The 16,993-nt window shown below is 38.0% G+C and carries 21 protein-coding genes and 2 pseudogenes; 9 read left to right on the top strand and 14 right to left on the bottom strand.

Features of this window, described 5'->3' with window-relative positions:
• Positions 1 to 96 precede the first annotated feature (96 nt).
• Positions 97 to 414, bottom strand: a complete 318-nt coding sequence (locus AB3N04_RS14415) for a YuiB family protein (protein ID WP_317121378.1) — start codon at positions 412 to 414, stop codon at positions 97 to 99.
• Between the two features lie 162 nt (positions 415 to 576).
• Here AB3N04_RS14415 and AB3N04_RS14410 point away from each other — a divergent pair, with 162 nt between their 5' ends.
• On the top strand, positions 577 to 1,308 hold the full coding sequence (locus AB3N04_RS14410; protein WP_368503404.1) for a DUF421 domain-containing protein: 732 nt from the start codon (positions 577 to 579) through the stop codon (positions 1,306 to 1,308).
• 37 nt (positions 1,309 to 1,345) lie between these two features.
• Here the strand turns inward: AB3N04_RS14410 and AB3N04_RS14405 are convergent, their stop codons facing one another.
• Both AB3N04_RS14405 and AB3N04_RS14400 read right to left on the bottom strand, forming a co-directional pair.
• Positions 1,346 to 1,483, bottom strand: a complete 138-nt coding sequence (locus AB3N04_RS14405) for a YuiA family protein (protein WP_368503403.1) — start codon at positions 1,481 to 1,483, stop codon at positions 1,346 to 1,348.
• A gap of 219 nt (positions 1,484 to 1,702) precedes the next feature.
• Positions 1,703 to 2,905, bottom strand: coding sequence for an NAD(P)/FAD-dependent oxidoreductase (locus AB3N04_RS14400; RefSeq protein WP_368503402.1), 1,203 nt, complete (start codon positions 2,903 to 2,905; stop codon positions 1,703 to 1,705).
• A gap of 355 nt (positions 2,906 to 3,260) precedes the next feature.
• Between AB3N04_RS14400 and AB3N04_RS14395 the strand changes: the two genes are divergently transcribed.
• From AB3N04_RS14395 to AB3N04_RS14385, 3 genes are all read left to right on the top strand, one after another.
• The gene (locus tag AB3N04_RS14395) at positions 3,261 to 4,253 is read left to right on the top strand and encodes an NAD(P)/FAD-dependent oxidoreductase (protein WP_368503401.1); all 993 of its coding nucleotides are present in this window, start codon (positions 3,261 to 3,263) and stop codon (positions 4,251 to 4,253) included.
• 428 nt (positions 4,254 to 4,681) lie between these two features.
• The gene (gene tatC / locus AB3N04_RS14390; RefSeq protein WP_368503400.1) at positions 4,682 to 5,419 is read left to right on the top strand and encodes a twin-arginine translocase subunit TatC; all 738 of its coding nucleotides are present in this window, start codon (positions 4,682 to 4,684) and stop codon (positions 5,417 to 5,419) included.
• A gap of 16 nt (positions 5,420 to 5,435) precedes the next feature.
• The gene (locus tag AB3N04_RS14385; protein ID WP_368503399.1) at positions 5,436 to 5,624 is read left to right on the top strand and encodes a hypothetical protein; all 189 of its coding nucleotides are present in this window, start codon (positions 5,436 to 5,438) and stop codon (positions 5,622 to 5,624) included.
• 97 nt (positions 5,625 to 5,721) lie between these two features.
• On the opposite strand, the gene AB3N04_RS14380 is transcribed toward AB3N04_RS14385, so the two are convergent.
• From AB3N04_RS14380 to AB3N04_RS14365, 4 genes are all read right to left on the bottom strand, one after another.
• Complete coding sequence (locus AB3N04_RS14380; protein ID WP_368503398.1) at positions 5,722 to 5,946, bottom strand: twin-arginine translocase TatA/TatE family subunit; 225 nt, start codon at positions 5,944 to 5,946, stop codon at positions 5,722 to 5,724.
• A 28-nt stretch (positions 5,947 to 5,974) separates the two neighbouring features.
• The gene (locus AB3N04_RS14375) at positions 5,975 to 7,729 is read right to left on the bottom strand and encodes a PhoX family phosphatase (protein ID WP_368503397.1); all 1,755 of its coding nucleotides are present in this window, start codon (positions 7,727 to 7,729) and stop codon (positions 5,975 to 5,977) included.
• Positions 7,730 to 8,072: 343 nt separating this feature from the next.
• On the bottom strand, positions 8,073 to 8,426 hold the full coding sequence (locus AB3N04_RS14370; RefSeq protein WP_317121383.1) for an iron-sulfur cluster assembly accessory protein: 354 nt from the start codon (positions 8,424 to 8,426) through the stop codon (positions 8,073 to 8,075).
• A gap of 79 nt (positions 8,427 to 8,505) precedes the next feature.
• On the bottom strand, positions 8,506 to 8,709 hold the full coding sequence (locus AB3N04_RS14365) for a Spo0E family sporulation regulatory protein-aspartic acid phosphatase (RefSeq protein ID WP_368503396.1): 204 nt from the start codon (positions 8,707 to 8,709) through the stop codon (positions 8,506 to 8,508).
• A 342-nt stretch (positions 8,710 to 9,051) separates the two neighbouring features.
• Here AB3N04_RS14365 and mqnE point away from each other — a divergent pair, with 342 nt between their 5' ends.
• Positions 9,052 to 10,146, top strand: coding sequence for an aminofutalosine synthase MqnE (gene mqnE, locus AB3N04_RS14360; RefSeq protein ID WP_047973964.1), 1,095 nt, complete (start codon positions 9,052 to 9,054; stop codon positions 10,144 to 10,146).
• Between the two features lie 40 nt (positions 10,147 to 10,186).
• On the opposite strand, the gene AB3N04_RS14355 is transcribed toward mqnE, so the two are convergent.
• The 4 genes from AB3N04_RS14355 to AB3N04_RS14340 all read right to left on the bottom strand — a co-directional run bounded on the left by AB3N04_RS14355 (position 10,187) and on the right by AB3N04_RS14340 (position 12,716).
• The gene (locus tag AB3N04_RS14355; RefSeq protein WP_368503395.1) at positions 10,187 to 11,134 is read right to left on the bottom strand and encodes an L-lactate dehydrogenase; all 948 of its coding nucleotides are present in this window, start codon (positions 11,132 to 11,134) and stop codon (positions 10,187 to 10,189) included.
• A 170-nt stretch (positions 11,135 to 11,304) separates the two neighbouring features.
• Entirely contained in the window at positions 11,305 to 12,138 is an 834-nt protein-coding gene (dapF, locus tag AB3N04_RS14350; RefSeq protein ID WP_368506064.1) for a diaminopimelate epimerase, read from the bottom strand.
• A gap of 25 nt (positions 12,139 to 12,163) precedes the next feature.
• Complete coding sequence (locus AB3N04_RS14345) at positions 12,164 to 12,403, bottom strand: hypothetical protein (RefSeq protein WP_198530577.1); 240 nt, start codon at positions 12,401 to 12,403, stop codon at positions 12,164 to 12,166.
• Between the two features lie 76 nt (positions 12,404 to 12,479).
• A complete protein-coding gene (locus tag AB3N04_RS14340; protein WP_047973185.1) occupies positions 12,480 to 12,716 on the bottom strand; it encodes a YuzB family protein in 237 nt (78 codons plus the stop codon).
• A gap of 187 nt (positions 12,717 to 12,903) precedes the next feature.
• On the opposite strand from AB3N04_RS14340, the pseudogene AB3N04_RS14335 reads away from it, so the two are divergent.
• The 3 genes and pseudogenes from AB3N04_RS14335 to AB3N04_RS14325 all read left to right on the top strand — a co-directional run.
• A pseudogene (locus AB3N04_RS14335) lies at positions 12,904 to 13,017 on the top strand (TetR/AcrR family transcriptional regulator); the annotation flags it as partial.
• A 459-nt stretch (positions 13,018 to 13,476) separates the two neighbouring features.
• The gene (locus AB3N04_RS14330; protein ID WP_368506063.1) at positions 13,477 to 14,547 is read left to right on the top strand and encodes an NAD(P)/FAD-dependent oxidoreductase; all 1,071 of its coding nucleotides are present in this window, start codon (positions 13,477 to 13,479) and stop codon (positions 14,545 to 14,547) included.
• 142 nt (positions 14,548 to 14,689) lie between these two features.
• The gene (locus AB3N04_RS14325; protein ID WP_368503394.1) at positions 14,690 to 14,947 is read left to right on the top strand and encodes a hypothetical protein; all 258 of its coding nucleotides are present in this window, start codon (positions 14,690 to 14,692) and stop codon (positions 14,945 to 14,947) included.
• Between the two features lie 188 nt (positions 14,948 to 15,135).
• On the opposite strand, the gene AB3N04_RS14320 is transcribed toward AB3N04_RS14325, so the two are convergent.
• Together AB3N04_RS14320 and AB3N04_RS14315 are read right to left on the bottom strand one after the other, a co-directional pair.
• Positions 15,136 to 15,441, bottom strand: coding sequence for a YuzD family protein (locus AB3N04_RS14320; RefSeq protein WP_368503393.1), 306 nt, complete (start codon positions 15,439 to 15,441; stop codon positions 15,136 to 15,138).
• Between the two features lie 60 nt (positions 15,442 to 15,501).
• The gene (locus AB3N04_RS14315) at positions 15,502 to 16,254 is read right to left on the bottom strand and encodes an SDR family NAD(P)-dependent oxidoreductase (RefSeq protein WP_368503392.1); all 753 of its coding nucleotides are present in this window, start codon (positions 16,252 to 16,254) and stop codon (positions 15,502 to 15,504) included.
• 124 nt (positions 16,255 to 16,378) lie between these two features.
• On the opposite strand from AB3N04_RS14315, the pseudogene AB3N04_RS14310 reads away from it, so the two are divergent.
• Positions 16,379 to 16,673, top strand: a pseudogene (locus AB3N04_RS14310) (NifU family protein).
• 78 nt (positions 16,674 to 16,751) lie between these two features.
• Here the strand turns inward: AB3N04_RS14310 and AB3N04_RS14305 are convergent.
• A complete protein-coding gene (locus AB3N04_RS14305) occupies positions 16,752 to 16,982 on the bottom strand; it encodes a transcriptional regulator SplA domain-containing protein (protein ID WP_317121390.1) in 231 nt (76 codons plus the stop codon).
• Between the last annotated feature and the right edge of the window lie 11 nt (positions 16,983 to 16,993).

Here is a 16,993-nt window from a genome sequence, read left to right as displayed (position 1 = left end):
GGTTAAGAAGAACCTTCTTTTTACTCGTATATAATACTAGGAATATTCAGTTTTAAGCGACAAAAAAGCCTTCCTTTAATCAAGGAAGACTTTAACTTAAAACATTTGATAGCCTCGTACACGAAGCATCTTAATGACAATTCCAGCAATGATTGCCCCTGCAAATCCACTTAATAAGATCAAAATATCAACAAGCTTCAAGGCTATAAACGTTTGACCAAGCTCAGTAAATGACGCTGCTGGTGAAATAAAGTAATCAAAGAATCCTACGCTATCAATGATTAAAATGACAATAACTGGATAGGCTACCGCCATAATCCATGTTGATCGCAATACCATATTTAATAAAAAGCCAATTCCAAAAAACAAAATAAGGAACAGCACCATAGAAATTAATAATTGTGGTAAGCTCACTACTTGCACCCCCGTATCATAGTTAGTTTACTGAATACTAGGGGCGACCGTCAACTCTACTTCTCTTATTCTTTGTGGCAATCTCCGCACAACTTTCTAAATAATCCTCCTTGAAATAACACATACTTGTAGCGAGTCATTCCTAAAAAGGATGTGAAAAATGTGGAGCTCACAAAAGAACTTCTAATTTTACTAACAAGGATTTTAACGATTATTCCGTTGATGTTGTTTATTACTTTAAAAATGGGAAGGCGTTCGATTGCTGAATTACCTGTATTCGACTTTCTTATTATTATTACATTAGGAGCTGTCGTTGGAGCTGATTTAGCTGATCCGAATATTGGTCATCTACATACAGCTGTAGCAGTGGTTTTGATTGGTCTTTTTCAAATGGGTGTCGCTACGTTTAAGCTCACTAATCGTGCATTTGGTAAGCTGATTACGTTTGAACCGACTATCGTAATTCATAACGGTATCTTCTTAAAAGAGAATTTGAAACAGATCAGGTATTCCATTGATAATGTATTAATGATGCTTAGAGAAAGTGAGGTTTTTGATGTAGAGGATGTTGAATTAGCTATAGTGGAGGCAAACGGAAACTTAACCGTTCATAAAAAACCTGCGAAAATGCCAATTACACGCCAAGATATGAAAGTGATCAACCCCTCATCAGGCCTTGCTTTTCCTGTCATCATAGATGGTCATCTGTATAAAGATGTACTTGAACACCTTGGTATAAGTGAGGATTGGTTGCACAGTCAGTTAGATACACTAGGTGTAGCTCGGATTGACACAATCTTTTTTGCATCGATAAACGAACATAAGCAATTGCATGTCTCAATGAAAAATGTTCAACTATCCTTTCTTCAATCCATCCCTCCTATTTATCACTAAAAGAAGCAGACACTATTTGTCTGCTTCTCGTCATACATTATTTCTTTTTATGGCTCTTTCCGTGTCCCCCACAGTAATCACAGGTTTCGCTTCCACCTAATAAAAGTTGAAAGTAGCCTACTCCGTTACAATAAGGACATGTTCCGTTCTCTGTATACTTTAATGAGCGTTTCATTCTCCTACACCCCTTTGTCATCTTTAAAAGATTGTTTATTTATATTATCAGAATATTTATATAATTAAAACTCCACTTTAAGAACTTATTCATTCATGTAAGCGCAATCAAAATATTTTATCTCCTTTTTTCTCATTCTGTAGTATTATTCCTCTTTTTTTCAAATATAAAAAAACAAGTGCACATCTTGGATGTACACTTGTTTCAGTTCGTTATGACTTACAAAGGGTTTTTCCCTTTTTTAAGTACTAGTGCTGGACCACCTAATAAGAACAGGTAACGGTTGTCGATCATTTTCTTCATGAAGTTAGCTTGAGCACCAAATAATTTACGTGTTCCAACTACACCAATTGCTTCTTTACCGCCAAGTGAGGCAACAGTACCCTTAATGTCAGGTGTAAACGTCTTAAGTGAAGCTCCACCTTTCATTAGAAGCTTAATGTTTTCTGCACATACTTCAGCCATTTGCATCGCAATTTGAGCTGTTGGTGGGTATGGACGGTTAATTTCTTCATTGATAAGAAGCGCACAGTCACCAATGATGAAGATGTCCTCATGTCCAGGGGCACGAAGATCTGGATTAACTTTAATACGACCACGCATTGCTTCAAAACCAGATTTTTCAATGATCGAGCTACCACGTACACCAGTCGCCCAAACAACAGTCTCAGCTTTGATTTCATCTCCACTTGCAAGCGTTACGCCAGTTTCTGTCACTTCTTTAATAGGGCAGTTGATTTTGAATTCAACGCCACGTGATTCAAGAAGATTCATCGCATACTCAACAAGCTCAGGATCAAAACCAGGTAGAGCTGTTGGAGCTGCTTCAATGACGTACATTTTTACTTTCTCACGTGGAATATCATAATGGCTGCAAAGTTCTGGCAGGCGCTCTGAAAGCTCACCAATGAACTCAATTCCTGTGAATCCAGCACCCGCGACAATGAATGTTAATAACTCGTCACGCTTGTCTACTGTGTTATTGTATTTAGCAAACATATACTCGATATGTTCTTTTACTTCACGTGCACCATTCACTGTCCATTTGCTAAATGCGTGCTCATGTACACCAGGAACACCAAATGTTTCAGCCTCAGAACCTAAACCTACAACAAGGTAATCAAAATCAATTACGCTATTTTCAAGAATGACTTTCTTCTCTTCACGCTTAATTTCTACTACTGAATCTTTAATGAAATTGATCTTGTTAAGATCTAGTACATTTTTAATTTCCATACGCGTACGTTCTGGTGAAAGCGTACCTGCAGCTGGCTCATGTAACCACGTTGTTTGGTAATGGTAATCATGCTTATTCACCAATGTAATATTGGCCTCATTATGCCCTAATTGTTTTGTCAAACGAGTCGCTGTAATCATTCCACCGTAACCAGCACCCAAAATGACGATATTTGGCTTTTTCAAACTCATCACTTCCATTTTCTTATTTTTTACTTACTATCATTATACGTTAAACGCTGACATTGTGATTATTTTCACGAACTAAACTATAAAAAACGAATAAATAAAAGTAAGAATGTCGCAAAATATTCACAAATACATTTCTATCATATTGGTTTTTTCGCCAATTTTCAACTGCCTTTTTACCTTTTCTTAGTTTTTCCATAAAATAAGAAAGCGTTTTATCCATATCCTATAAACTGTGCGATTCTTTAGAAATTATTCACCCCCTACATCACGCAACGATCCTTTCTTTTTATAGGTGAATATGCATATAATGGGGTTGAGACTACAAACTTTTTCGGGGGTGGCAATTGAAATGACAAATGAAGAAAATATGTACGATATTACAATAATCGGTGGTGGACCTACTGGTCTTTTTGCTGCTTTTTATGCAGGAATGAGACAAGCAAAAGTGAAAATCATAGAAAGTATGCCTCAATTAGGTGGACAATTATCTGCCCTTTATCCGGAAAAGTATATCTATGATGTAGCCGGATTCCCAAAAGTTAAAGCACAAGATTTAGTAGATGGGTTAGCTAAACAGGCAGAACAATTTAATCCTACCATTGTCTTAGAACAATCTGTAACAAATGTAGACAAACAAGAGGATGAGACGTTTACGATTGTCACTGATAAGGAAACTCATTACTCAAAAGCCATTATTATCACTGCTGGAGTTGGGGCATTCCAACCTCGTCGCCTAGAAGTAGAGGGCGCTACTCAATATGAAGGTAAAAATCTTCACTACTTTATTAATGATTTAAGCAGCTTCACAGGTAAGCGTGTACTCGTGTGTGGTGGTGGTGATTCAGCACTTGACTGGTCATTAATGCTTGAACCTTTAGCAAAAGAAGTGACTCTTATTCACCGTCGCGATAAATTCCGTGCGCATGAGCATAGCGTAGGACTCCTTCATCAATCCGAAGTAAATGTAATGACTCCTTTTGAAATTAAGGAATTGCATGGTGATGGTGAAGCCATTAACAAAGTGACCCTGCAAGAAATTAAAGGAGAACGGGTAGAAACACTAGAGGTTGATGCAGTCATTGTTAACTTTGGCTTTGTTTCTTCACTAGGTCCAATTAAACAATGGGGTCTTGAAATTGAGAAGAATTCTATTGTTGTGAATTCAAAAATGGAGACAAACATTAAAGGGATCTACTCTGCAGGAGATGTTTGTACATATGATGGAAAAGTTAAGTTAATTGCAACAGGATTTGGCGAGGCTCCTACAGCGGTCAATAATGCTAAAGCCTATATCGACCCGAACGCTAAGCTACACCCAGGACACAGTACAAGCTTATTTTAATAAGAAAAAGCCTTAGCGATATCCGCTAAGGCTTTTTCTTATTTACCACTCATGTATTGCTATAATTACTGTCCCGCTTATTTTATAGTAACCTTTGATTTATTCTATCTCTAACTCCTTTCTATTTATCCCTCTAAAATATAACCATGACTTCATTCCAAATTTACAATAAAAACACAGTCAATACATAATCTATTAACACTTTTCTGGTAAATTTTTGATAGAGATACTTCCCAACATATACTTCCCAAAAAGGAGGTTTAATAAGTTAAATCATTTAAAATTCGACTTAGTTTTGACACTTAAGGAATTTAGAAGCCCTCTATGAAGTTTATAGAGGATAGTCTAATGAAAATTAAAGAAAAATTCAGACTACAATACTATTGAGTCTACCTGCATCCTCTATCCTGATGAAAGAAGGAGCCTAAATGAAGAAAGAAGAATCACACCTCATTGACCATTTAACAGAATTAAGAAAAAGAATAATCATCACGTTAATTATTTTTCTTACCACCCTAATTGGGGCCTTTATTTTTGTAAAAGATATTTATGAATATCTAGTAAAAGATTTAGATGGAAAACTAGCTTTACTAGGTCCTGGTGACATTTTATGGATATATATGATGTTAGCTGCTGTAGTTGCTGTGGCTGTGACAATTCCAGTTGCTGCATATCAAATTTGGAGATTTGTTAAACCAGCTTTAAAAAAAGAAGAACAACGGGCGACTTTACTGTTTATCCCTAGCTTATTTTTCTTATTTATAGGCGGTATTTCATTTGGATATTTTGTCTTATTCCCACTCGTTCTTTCTTTCTTACTCAATATTGCTGGTGATCAATTCCAGACTTTTTTCACCGCAGAACGATACTTTCAATTCATGTTACAAATGACACTCCCATTTGGTTTTTTGTTTGAAATGCCTGCTGTAGTGATGTTTCTTACTAAACTGGGGATTGTTAATCCAAAAACTCTTGTAAAAGGAAGAAAATATGCCTACTTCCTACTCATCGTCCTCTCTGTCTTAATAACACCACCTGATTTTTTATCAGATGTTTTAGTTATTATTCCTTTATTAGTTCTGTATGAGATTAGTACTACTTTAAGTAATATAGTCTATCGAAAAAGTAAAAGTATTTCTACCGAAGCTGAAGCAGTATCAAGTTAAGAGGAGGAAAATTCCAATGGTAGCTGTTTGTCCTAAACATGTAAAAGAAGGCTTAGATGTTCTCGAGGTTCCGCACGTGTATAAAATAGACGAAAGGAAAGAGAAACAGAAAAAAACTTGTAAATGCCAGTATTGTCACCTAAAAGCCGATTATAAACTCGAAAATTTTTCAGCTTATCCACCAAGCAAACAAGTAAAGGATTAACCTATAGAACAACCTTTCTTTATTTTACCCAGTATACTAATTTTGTTGAAAGCAAAAAAAGATGTAGACCCATACTCAGGTCTACATCTTTTTTATTTTATACCACCTTGTTCTCTGTTTGTTTTTCTACAGTTGTTAAGTTAGAATGCTCTTTTATTTTTTCTTCATCATTGCTAGAAACAAGCTCTCTTGTGGCACTCTTGAACTCGGTTAGAGTTCGGCCAAAGGCACGACCAATTTCTGGAAGCTTAGAAGGTCCAAATATTATTAGAGCAATAATAAGCACTAAAATCAAACCAGGAATTCCAATATTAGAAAACATAATAGTATAACCTCCTACTTATTTTAATTTAGTTGTTTTTATTTTTGTTATTTCCGCCCGAATTCTGTCCGTTATCGAGGTTGTTCCCTTTAAAGCCTTTAATTGCAACAACTGCTGGAAGTGGATCTACATCACCTTTACGTCGAGGCCAGTTTGTTGTTGGGTGCTGAACAGCTAAGAAAAGGGCTTTTTCATCAGCAGTAAACCACGGACCTGTTAATTCACAACCTTGAGGACCAGATGCGAACTGAAATGCCTCTCCTTCATTCTGACCATGAGTTGGAAGCACGAATAATCCATTATTCCCATGCCATTCATATACGCCTTTTCCAATGTTGCTCTCAGACATATCTGTAACAACCCACAGGTTTCCATCACTATCAAACGTTAAATTATCTGGAGCAGAAAACCCGCTTTGACGTCCCCCTGCAGCGAAGATTTCAAACATAAACTCCATTGATTCAAAATCATCTTCTTTTTCAAAAATACGTGTAATATGTCCATGAATGTTCCCGTGTACGGCATTGTTCGTATGAGCAATAAAAATGGAATGATCAAAAGGATTGATTTCTAAATCTTCTGGCCGGTCTGTTGGTGTTCCTCCTAGTATTATCGCCGCTTCATGGGTATTTACCATAACATGTGCTTGGGTAGCATTTATAGGGAACATATCCCTTAAGCTTTGAACAGATTGATCTCTCATTTTCAACACATTTGGTACAGAGAATTTTGTATCATGTACTCTTTTTGCGACTTCAGCTGCATCTAGTTTAACCCATCTACCTTGTTGGAGATTCGCTACATATAAGGCCCCATCTTCAAGCAATTTAGAGTTCGCTTTCCCTTTTGCAGGATCAAATTTGCTATTACTGATATATTTATAGACACAAGCGTTTGTTTTATCATCACCCATGTATACAGCAATACGGCCGCTCTTCGTAATTCCCATACAAGTATTTTCGTGGTTAAAGCGTCCAAGTGAAGTATGTTTACAAGGTTTGAAGTTCTCGTCGTTTTCATCAAATGGATCAACCTCGACTACCCATCCATAATGTTCAGAAGGCAAATTGGACCTGTTTGCTTGTGTTTCAAAATTCTCTTCACAAGACAGTAGCGTATTCCACAAGGTCATCCCACCAGAGCAGTTCGCCCAAGTACCAACTGCCTTTGTTTGCCCTCCAATTGCACTACTGCCCGCAGCCTGTCCAACAAGATCAAATTCAGTAAAACCATTTATACGTCTCGCATATTTAGAAGAAGTATCCATTTTCCAATTTCCTTTATTGTCTTTAAATACTTCAATAATTGCTCCACCTTGATGATAGCGTCTCTTTGTATCGATTGGAGTACCTTGCATGAAGGCTGGCATATATTGTTCTTTCATGTATGCATCATTGACATATTCCAAGTTCACCCAAAGTAAGCCTCTTTCATTTGATTCATTGATTGGGAAAAAGATTGTGAAGTCACAGTTAAAACCAAAAGTATCTCCATTTTGGTTAATCACATCGCCATATGCTGCTAATACATCATACGAGAAACCCTCAGGAAGAATTAATTCATCATCCAACGAAGGCATGATCGGCTTAAAAAAGGCATGTGGTTTTGCATGCGGTTTTAGTTTCATATCTTCAAAACCAGTAAGGTGATCAGCCGTACTAGCAGCTTTAGCTACGGGAGCTAAAGTCCCTAAGCCAGCCGATGCTGCGGCCAAAGCAGCTGTTCCTGTTCCTAAGTAACCTAAAAATTTACGACGGTTCATACTCATATTTACCTTTTCCATAATCTAATCCCTCTCCACTCTTTAGATTTTATGTAAATGCCCAATACACTTCGTATTGTAATAGGTAAATATTAACTGTTCATGAACCATATATTAATAAACAATAAACGTTTTGTGTAAATTGTAAATATTCGTTCATTTATAATAAGGTTTAGGTATCATTTTTCAACTTACTCGCTTGTTTCAAAGACACAACAAAAAGCCTTCTCAAATAGTTATGCTTGTCACATTAGCTATTGAGAAGGCTTTTAGTTCACCACTTTAATTTTAATAAGAGATAACCTTATACAATTTTGTGTACCTATAATTTGTTTATTCTTTGTATCAAAAGCCTACAAAAAATCTAACAATCTTCTGGCGTTCCAGCATTCGTAGCCGTTCTAAAAGATGATCCACAACCACATGAAGCAATGGCGTTTGGATTATCAATGGTAAAGCCGCCACCCATCATGTTTTGTTTGTAATCAATAACGACACCCTTAATAATTGCTACACTTTCATTGTCAATTAAAATGGGTAATCCACTAATTTCAATCTTTGTATCTTCATCTGTCTTCTCGGTATCAAATCCCATACCATATGAAAGGCCACTACAGCCGCCACCTTTTACTCCAACGCGTAGCATTAGACCCTCTTGATCCTCTGCTTTCATCATTTCTTTAATCTGACTTACTGCCGCTTCCGTTAATGTAATCATTTTATCACTCCTATTAACGATTGCTCTCAGTATACATTTTGTGCTCCTGAACCTCAAGAGTCATGCTCTGATCAACCCTTCAAAATTGAAATACTTCTTTATTCCAATTTGTTTTTTCAGCGTTACGGTGCATCATAGCAATGTTATGTGCACGATCTAATTTTTGACTATAATCTAATACGAGAGGGTGAGTCATGCCATATTTTTTTGCTGCATTTATCATTTGCTCACGTAAGTATTCGATTTTTTCCAGGCAAGCATCGTAAGTCAATGCTGTAGTCATCCCAAATCACCCCTCAAAACTAATTTATTCTATAGACGTACGTACTTCTAGATTTGTATATTACTTACATTTTAAATAATTAACGTAAGTAAATCAACTATGAAATTACTAAATATAGATGATTTTTATTGTTTTTTACATTTTCTACACAAGATATTCAAACTCCTGCTCCTTTTCCAAAAAGGTGCACTTTGTTTTCATTATCTCAATCTGATAGTATAATAGTGATTATTAAGCTATGTTGTTTCAAAATAATTTTTCTAAGGTTTTACACCTTTTACTTAGAGTTACGAAAAATATGTACTGTACGTCTACTGTAGACGGAATGGAGGATAAGGAAAAATGACTACAATCCTTACTGATACAAAATTACAAGGAATTGCAGAAAAAGTTCAGCACGGTGAGCGCCTTTCAATTGAAGATGGTCTTTATTTATTCGATTCACCAGACCTACTAGGCATTGCTCAATTAGCAAACCAAGTTAACTATAATAAAAATGGGGACAATGTGTATTTCATTCAAAACATGTACATTAACCCGACAAATGTCTGTGAAGCGAATTGTGGCTTCTGTGGATTCAAGCGTAAACCTGGCGAAGAAGGTGCCTACACGATGGATAGCGCCGCTCTCTTGCAATATGTAGAAGAGCGCTGGAATGACAACATTCGTGAGTTCCATATAGTTGGTGGTCATAATCACGAGGTTCCTTTCGATTACTATTTAGATACGATTCGCACTCTGAAGAAACATTATCCGAATGTAACGGTAAAAGCCTATACAGGTGCAGAAATTGAGTTCTTCTCACGTATTTCGGGTTTATCAATGAAAGAAGTATTAGAGGAATTGATTAAAGCAGGACTAGATACGCTACCTGGTGGTGGTGCTGAGATTTTAACTGAGCGTTATCGCTTAAAGATGAGTCCAGATAAAGCTTCTACAGACCAATGGTTAGAAGCGCACGAAATTGCTCATAATCTCGGCCTTAAAACTCACGCAACGATGCTTTATGGTTCTATTGAAACAAAAGAAGAACGTTTGATTCATATGGATCGTCTTCGTCAGCTTCAAGATCGCACAAATGGTTACATGGTCTTTATTCCACTTGCGATGCAACCACGTAGTATCAATGCTGGTTTAAAACGTCGCACAACTGCTTACGATGATATGAGAACACTTGCAATCAGTCGTTTAATGCTAGATAACTTTGATCACATTAAAGCCTATTGGATCAACATTGGAGTGCAATTAACTCAAATGGCCCTTACATTTGGCTCTAGTGACATTCACGGTACACTAATTGAAGAGCGTATTTCTCATTCAGTAGGTGCGTTAACTTCACAAGGAATTACACGTGATGAGTTAATTTACTTAATTAAAAGTGCTAACAAAATCCCGGTGGAGCGTGACACGTTCTACAATACGATTAAAACGTACTAAAACTAGAAAAGAGACATTCCAACATTGGAATGTCTCTTTTCTAATTAAAAATTTGATGAATAGATTGTTTTAAGACCTCAGCCGATTGATCAAATTGCTGTTGTTCTTGATCAGTTAAGTTTAATTCTACTATCTCTCTTATACCACTTGAATTAATAATCGCCGGGACCCCTATACACACATCCTGTTGACCGTACTCTCCTTCAAGTAAAGATGAGACTGGTAACACTGCATTTTCATTTTTTATGATTGCCTTTGTGATTCTAGCAAGACCCATTGCAATTCCATAATATGTTGACCCTTTTTTCTGGATGATGTCGTAAGCCGCATCACGCACACTTACAAATAACTCATCTAGCTCTTTGCCTTCTGGCTTATTTGGATCTTGATAATCTTTCAGTGGTTTTCCACCTATCGTAACGTGACTATACACCGGGAGTGAAGAATCGCCATGCTCACCTAATATGTAGCCATGTACATTTCTTGCATCCACTTGGAATTTATCAGCTAGAGCATAACGAAATCTTGCTGTATCAAGAACGGTTCCAGAGCCAATCACGCGATGAGCAGGAAGGCCTGAATATTTCCAAGTCGCATATGTTAACACATCTACAGGGTTTGTCGCAATTAAGAAAATCCCTTTAAATCCTGATTTCATCACAGACTCGGTAATGACTTTAAAGGTTTTTGCATTTTTTTCTAATAAGTCTAGACGAGTTTCTCCAGGTCCTTGATTCGCTCCAGCACAATTTACTACAAGATCAGCATCCTTACAATCTTCATAGCTCCCAGCCCAAATGTTCATTGGTGAAGAGAATGGCATACCGTGTAGAAGATCAATCGCATCCCCTTCTGCTTTACCGTGGTTCAAATCAATTATGACTAAATCTCTCACAAAGCCTTGATTCAATAGAGCGAAAGCATAACTTGCACCAACAGACCCTGCCCCAATTAAAACAACCTTCATGCTTTTTAATTCATTAATCATCTAAAAACCTCCCAATGAAAATCTTCATCTACCTTGTTTACATTTTAAGTTTATTCCAAATAATCTCCAATATCTACCTCATTCCACAATAAATTAAGGCTAATTTGTGAAATGTTTCACAAAGTTATTTTAAAGAGAAACTGGCATGAGCGATACCAGTTCTTACCTTACTACTTTTTTTTATATACCCCTTCACAAATCACTTCTGCAGCTCCGGTCATTAATACATCGCCGTCTTCTCTCCACTCAATCTCTAAATCGCCACCGAGTAAATGAACGGTTACTGCTGTTCCTTTTTTGGCATGATGATTTAATATAGATGCAACGACGGCTGCACAAGCCCCTGTACCACAAGCTTGTGTAATGCCAGATCCACGTTCCCAAACACGGAAATGAAGCTCAGTTTCACTGACTACTTCCACAAACTCAACATTAATCCACTCTGGAAAACGTGGATCCTTCTCAATAATTGGTCCTAACGTCTCCACCGGAGCTTGGTTAATATCTTCTACAAAAAAGACTCCATGTGGATTGCCCATTGATACAGCTGTTAATTCAAGTTGTGTGTTGGCAACGTCAAATGGCTCTGCTACCACTTGTTGACTCAACTCTCCTTGCATCGGAAGGCTTTCTCTAGATAAACGTGGCTGCCCCATGTTTACAGTGACTGTATGTACACGCTCATTTTCTACATGAACCGTTGCAGTTACAAGTCCACCTAATGTTTCAATTTGAAAAGTCTCCTCATTAACGTATTCATGTTCATAAGCAAATTTAGCGACGCAACGTAGACCGTTTCCGCAATTTTTCGCTTCTGAGCCATCATTGTTAAATACTCGCATCTTTACCGGAGCTTTATCTGATGGACAGACTAAAATCATGCCATCTGAGCCAATTCCCTTATTCTTATCAGCCACTTCAATAGCAAGAGGTGCTAACTGCTCTTCTAATAGCCTTTCTTTAAATAGATCAACATAAATGTAACTATTGCCAAGACCGTGCATTTTTGTGAACTTCAATCCTCACGCCTCATTTCCTTAATTTTTCATCCGCCCAAAAATAGTCTTCATCTGCTTCTAAAATCGTAATCTTACTATGGCAACAAGGCATAATAAGATGGGTCTTCACACCATCTTTTGCCTGTTTATAATCACGTGCTTTCATATTCGTTAACACTTGCTCAGAGTCACAGAACGGACATGTACTTATATAAATATCCTCAAACTGCCGTTCATAAGGCAAGGTATTTTGAAACGGAATCACATCCATTCAACATCATCCTTTTTTATATAGATAGAAGGTTATATGTACAAAAGAAGCTTCTAGAATGACTAGAAGCCTACTATTAGAACATTGGATTTTCTTCTAAGTAATTATAAATATTTTCTACTAATTCTTCATTTGTTTCACCTGATATATATTCTCCATTTACAAGTGCAAAAGGAGTAACAGCACAGCTTCCACAATTTCCGAGACAGCCATACTCAATAATATCTAAATTGGGATCACGCTCTAGCTCTTCCATCGCTTTTTGCGTGCCACTTGCTAAGTTACTTAAACAAAATTCGATAATAGGACGCATCACTTTCACCTCAAATTTCTTGTCTATAATCCTACGCGCAAGCTCCTTATAAGTCAATCCTCTCCCTTAGCAATTCTTAAGAAATTTACTTCCTTCAACCTCTAAAAAAATTCACAAATTTGTTGTTATTTATCGTATAAGTCGTTATAATCAAAACTGACCAGGGTCATTTTTAAGGAGCGACGACATGAGCGAAAAAGCAAAGAAAGAACAAACTAAGATAAGAATCGAACAGGCAGCCAGAGAATTATTTCTTGAAAAAGGGTTTTCCCATACGACTGTTTTAGAAATAACAAAAGCAGCTAATGTCGCTAAAGGCACGTTCTTTAATTATTTTCCTACAAAAGAATCGATCATGCAATCGCTTGCAAATGAGCGCATACAAGCTGCTCTTCCTTATATTGAACAAAATCATTTAAGAAGGCTTCCTTTAGTTGTGCGCATTCGCTCCTACTTACAATTTATTTTAAGCGATTATGACATACACCCTAAGCTTACAACTCAGATTTGGAAGCATGTCATTGAAGATGAGCAATCCCTTCTTCCTCATTGGGAAATACTATTAACACAAGCAGAGGAAAAAGGCGATATTCACTCACCGATCCCTATTAAGACATGGAGTCACATTATCAATAGTCATGTTTCATATGGTTTACAAACATTTGCTAACGAACCAACAAAGGCTCAGCTAGTCAATAAAGTCATGGCGTTGATCCATGCAAGCTTGGAAGCTATTACGGAACAAAGGAGACATTCACTTATGAAAAAACTTGTCATTTTAGGTGCTGGTTACGGTGGAATGCGGGTTATGCAACGCCTTTTACCTAACGACCTACCAGAAGACGTTGAGATTACGTTGATTGACCGACTACCTTATCACTGTTTAAAGACTGAATACTATGCACTCGCAGCAGGAACCGCTGCCGACCATCATTTACGTGTCCAATTCCCAGAAGACTCTCGTTTGAACATTAAATACGAGACGATCACTGAAATTCATTTAGAAGAAAAAACGGTTGAATTAAGCAATGGAGAATTCGTTCCTTATGATACGTTGATTATTGGTCTTGGTTGTGAAGATAAATACCATGGTGTGCCTGGTGCACCTGAGTATACGTATGGCATTCAAACAATGGGAGCTACAAGACGCACATATGAAGCTTTGAACAACGTTCGTCCTGAAGGAGTAGTCTCAATTGTTGGTGCAGGATTAAGCGGAGTTGAACTTGCCAGTGAACTTCGTGAAAGCCGCCCCGATTTAACCATTAAATTATTTGACCGTGGCGAGATCATCCTTTCCATGTTTCCTCGTCGCTTAAGTACGTATGTACAAAATTGGTTCATTGACCACGGTGTCGAAGTGATCAACAAATCAAATATTACAAAGGTTGATGAAAGTGCTCTTTATAATCACGATCAACGTATTGAAAGTGATGCTGTTATCTGGACAGCCGGTATCCAACCCGTTGAAGTCGTACGTAACTTAGATGTTGAAAAAGATCAACAAGGCCGTGTTGTCTTAACACCTCAACACTTCCTACCAACCGATGAAAATGTTTTTGTCGTAGGTGACTGTGCGAGCCTTCCGCACGCTCCAAGCGCACAGCTGGCGGAAGGACAAGCGGAACAAATTGTAACGATCCTAAAGAAACAATGGAACAATGAACCACTTCCAGAAGAACTCCCTCGCATCAAGCTTAAAGGCGTTCTTGGATCACTCGGTAAAAAACATGGCTTCGGACTTATGGGCGAGCGCACCCTGCTCGGCCGCGTACCACGCGTCCTAAAAAGCGGCGTCTTATGGATGTACAAACACCACTCCGGGTCGTAAGAAAAGCAGAAGGGCTCGTTCAGGTATGAGGACGGTGGAGCTTTGGCAATAAGAAGCGCTTTTTGCTTCGTTAGACAAAGTGAAGCGACCGATGACCTGAGCCCTGAAGCTAGACAAGAAAAGCGTAGGTGAGTGGGCTGGCATGCGGAAATATAAGGAGGAGCGATATGAAGGTGCTTTATACCTTCATTCGATGCACCGTTATTTCCCGCAGGACAACGAGCCGAAGCTAGACAGGAAAAGCGTAGGTGAGTGGGCTGGCATGCGGAAATATAAGGAGGAGCGATATGAAGGTGCTTTATACCTTCATTCGATGCACCGTTATTTCCCGCAGGACAACGAGCCGAAGCTAGACAGGAAAAGCGAAAGGCCTACTGCATTTGCAGTAGCCCTTTTTTGATATGTGCGTAAAATCTGGGTTATGTGCGATATTGCCAGGGGTATGTGCGAAATAATCGAAATATGATCGTAAAGCTGCCTTTTATGTGCGCCATTTGCAATAAATGTGCGAACGACCATAATCCTCTACTCTTATGTGCGAAACACGCCCCCACACGCCCCACCAGCTCCTCCTCCGATTCCAAAACCTCAAATGCTCGCTTCAATTTTTTCGTAAATTGTCTTTAATCTAGGATTGCCTTCACCTACTACTTCATCATTGAACACAATCAATGGATAAAAGTATTCATCATCAAGAATGCCTTGTACATAGGAGCGGTGAGATTCATCAAAGTTGCCATGAATGTCAATATAATCTACTTCTACTTTATGATCTTCAAACTTTCTCGATAAAGCAGCTTCTAACCATTCTTTTGTTTCATAAGCAGTTGGTAAATTAATGCAGCTTGCACATTTTTCCTCTCCTCCGTACACAACTAGCTTGATCTCTCTCATCAAAAGCACCTCTCCTCTTCTTTAAAACAAGCATATATGAAACCGTGCAATAAGATCAATCTACTTTAGAGAAAGACCGCCATCAGCAATCAGATTATGTCCAATTATATAGGAAGCATCTTTTGAAGCTAGAAAATAAATAATAGATGCTATTTCATCAGGTGCTGCCCCTATTCCTCTTGGATGCTTAGAATTTGCGCATTCAAAAGCCTTTTTCCCACCATAAAGCCAATGAGCAAGCGGGGTATCTACGAGTTCCGGTGATATCGCATTTATTCGAATACCCTGTTTGGCGTACCGACTAGCTAATGATTTTGTTAATGCCACAAGTGCTGCTTTTGAGGCACTATAAGCAGCTAATGCCGGCGGATGAGTAGTGACGCCAACTGTAGCAGCAAGGTTTATGATCGATGCTCCTTTTTTACGGTCCATATGTTTGATTCCATGCTTCATCATCCATAATGTCGCTTCTACATTCGTATTAACTAATTTATGCCACTCATCTTCTGTAATTCTCTCTAGTGCCCCAGCTGCAGGTGTTGCAATCCCGACATTATTGACTAAGACATCGATTGAGCTAAATGTCATTGAAAGCTCTTTATAAAGCTGAATGACTTCTGTTTCATTCGCTATATTCGCTTGAAAGAAATCAACACACCCTATGTAACCATTCGAATCACTTTCTTGAAGTAATTGCATCCCCTTAGTTTGAGATCTTCCCACAGCAATGACGTGATCGCCTTCTTTTGCAAACCGATGAACGGCTGCTCTTCCAATCCCTGAAGTGGCCCCCGTAATCATTACCGCCCTCATCCCTACCACACTCCCCTACATCATGTAAATACATTATACATAACTTAAACAAAATATACACTTATTGGAGTATCTTATGTAAAATAAAATATTTAGCCTAGTTTTAAATGATCATTGCAGATTCATGGATTTTTTTTGCGTTGGCTATTATAATATAGAGTAGAAAGGGGTTGTTAATAATGGCAACAAGTACTGAAATGGTTGAGCAAGTACAGGAAGTATTAGAAAAGCTTCGTCCTTTCTTGCTTCGTGATGGTGGGGACGTTGAACTTGTAGATGTAGAGGATGGAATTGTTAAAGTTCGTCTTCTTGGTGCGTGTGGTTCTTGCCCAAGTTCGACTATTACGCTAAAAGCAGGGATTGAACGTGCTCTTCTTGAGGAAGTTCCCGGAGTTAAAGAGATCGAACAAGTATTTTAATTTTTGAAATGAGTATCGATTGTTATCGATACTAAGCCATATTAAAAAGCCCGCTTACGCGGGCTTTTTTTCTTATTATTACATCATATATTCATCAAACGATGCCTCTGCTTCTTCATAAGAGGAGAAGATTGCATCATCTTCTTCAATCGGATGATAATAATCAAATAATACAAGCGACATTTGTCCAGGATTCATTGGATCAAATGCGATTGTCGCCTCTTGAATAGCTGAGACTGTTGGTGTATGTGGATTGCGATAAATCACATACACTTGTTGTCCCTCATGTAACTGATTGACATCAAGCATGTTCGGACACT

Origin of the sequence: Alkalihalophilus sp. As8PL (assembly GCF_040939795.1) — a bacterium.
Lineage (GTDB): Bacteria > Bacillota > Bacilli > Bacillales > Bacillaceae_D > Alkalihalophilus > Alkalihalophilus lindianensis.
Note: the sequence above shows the minus strand (reverse complement) of the source record. Positions and strands in the feature narration are given on the sequence as shown.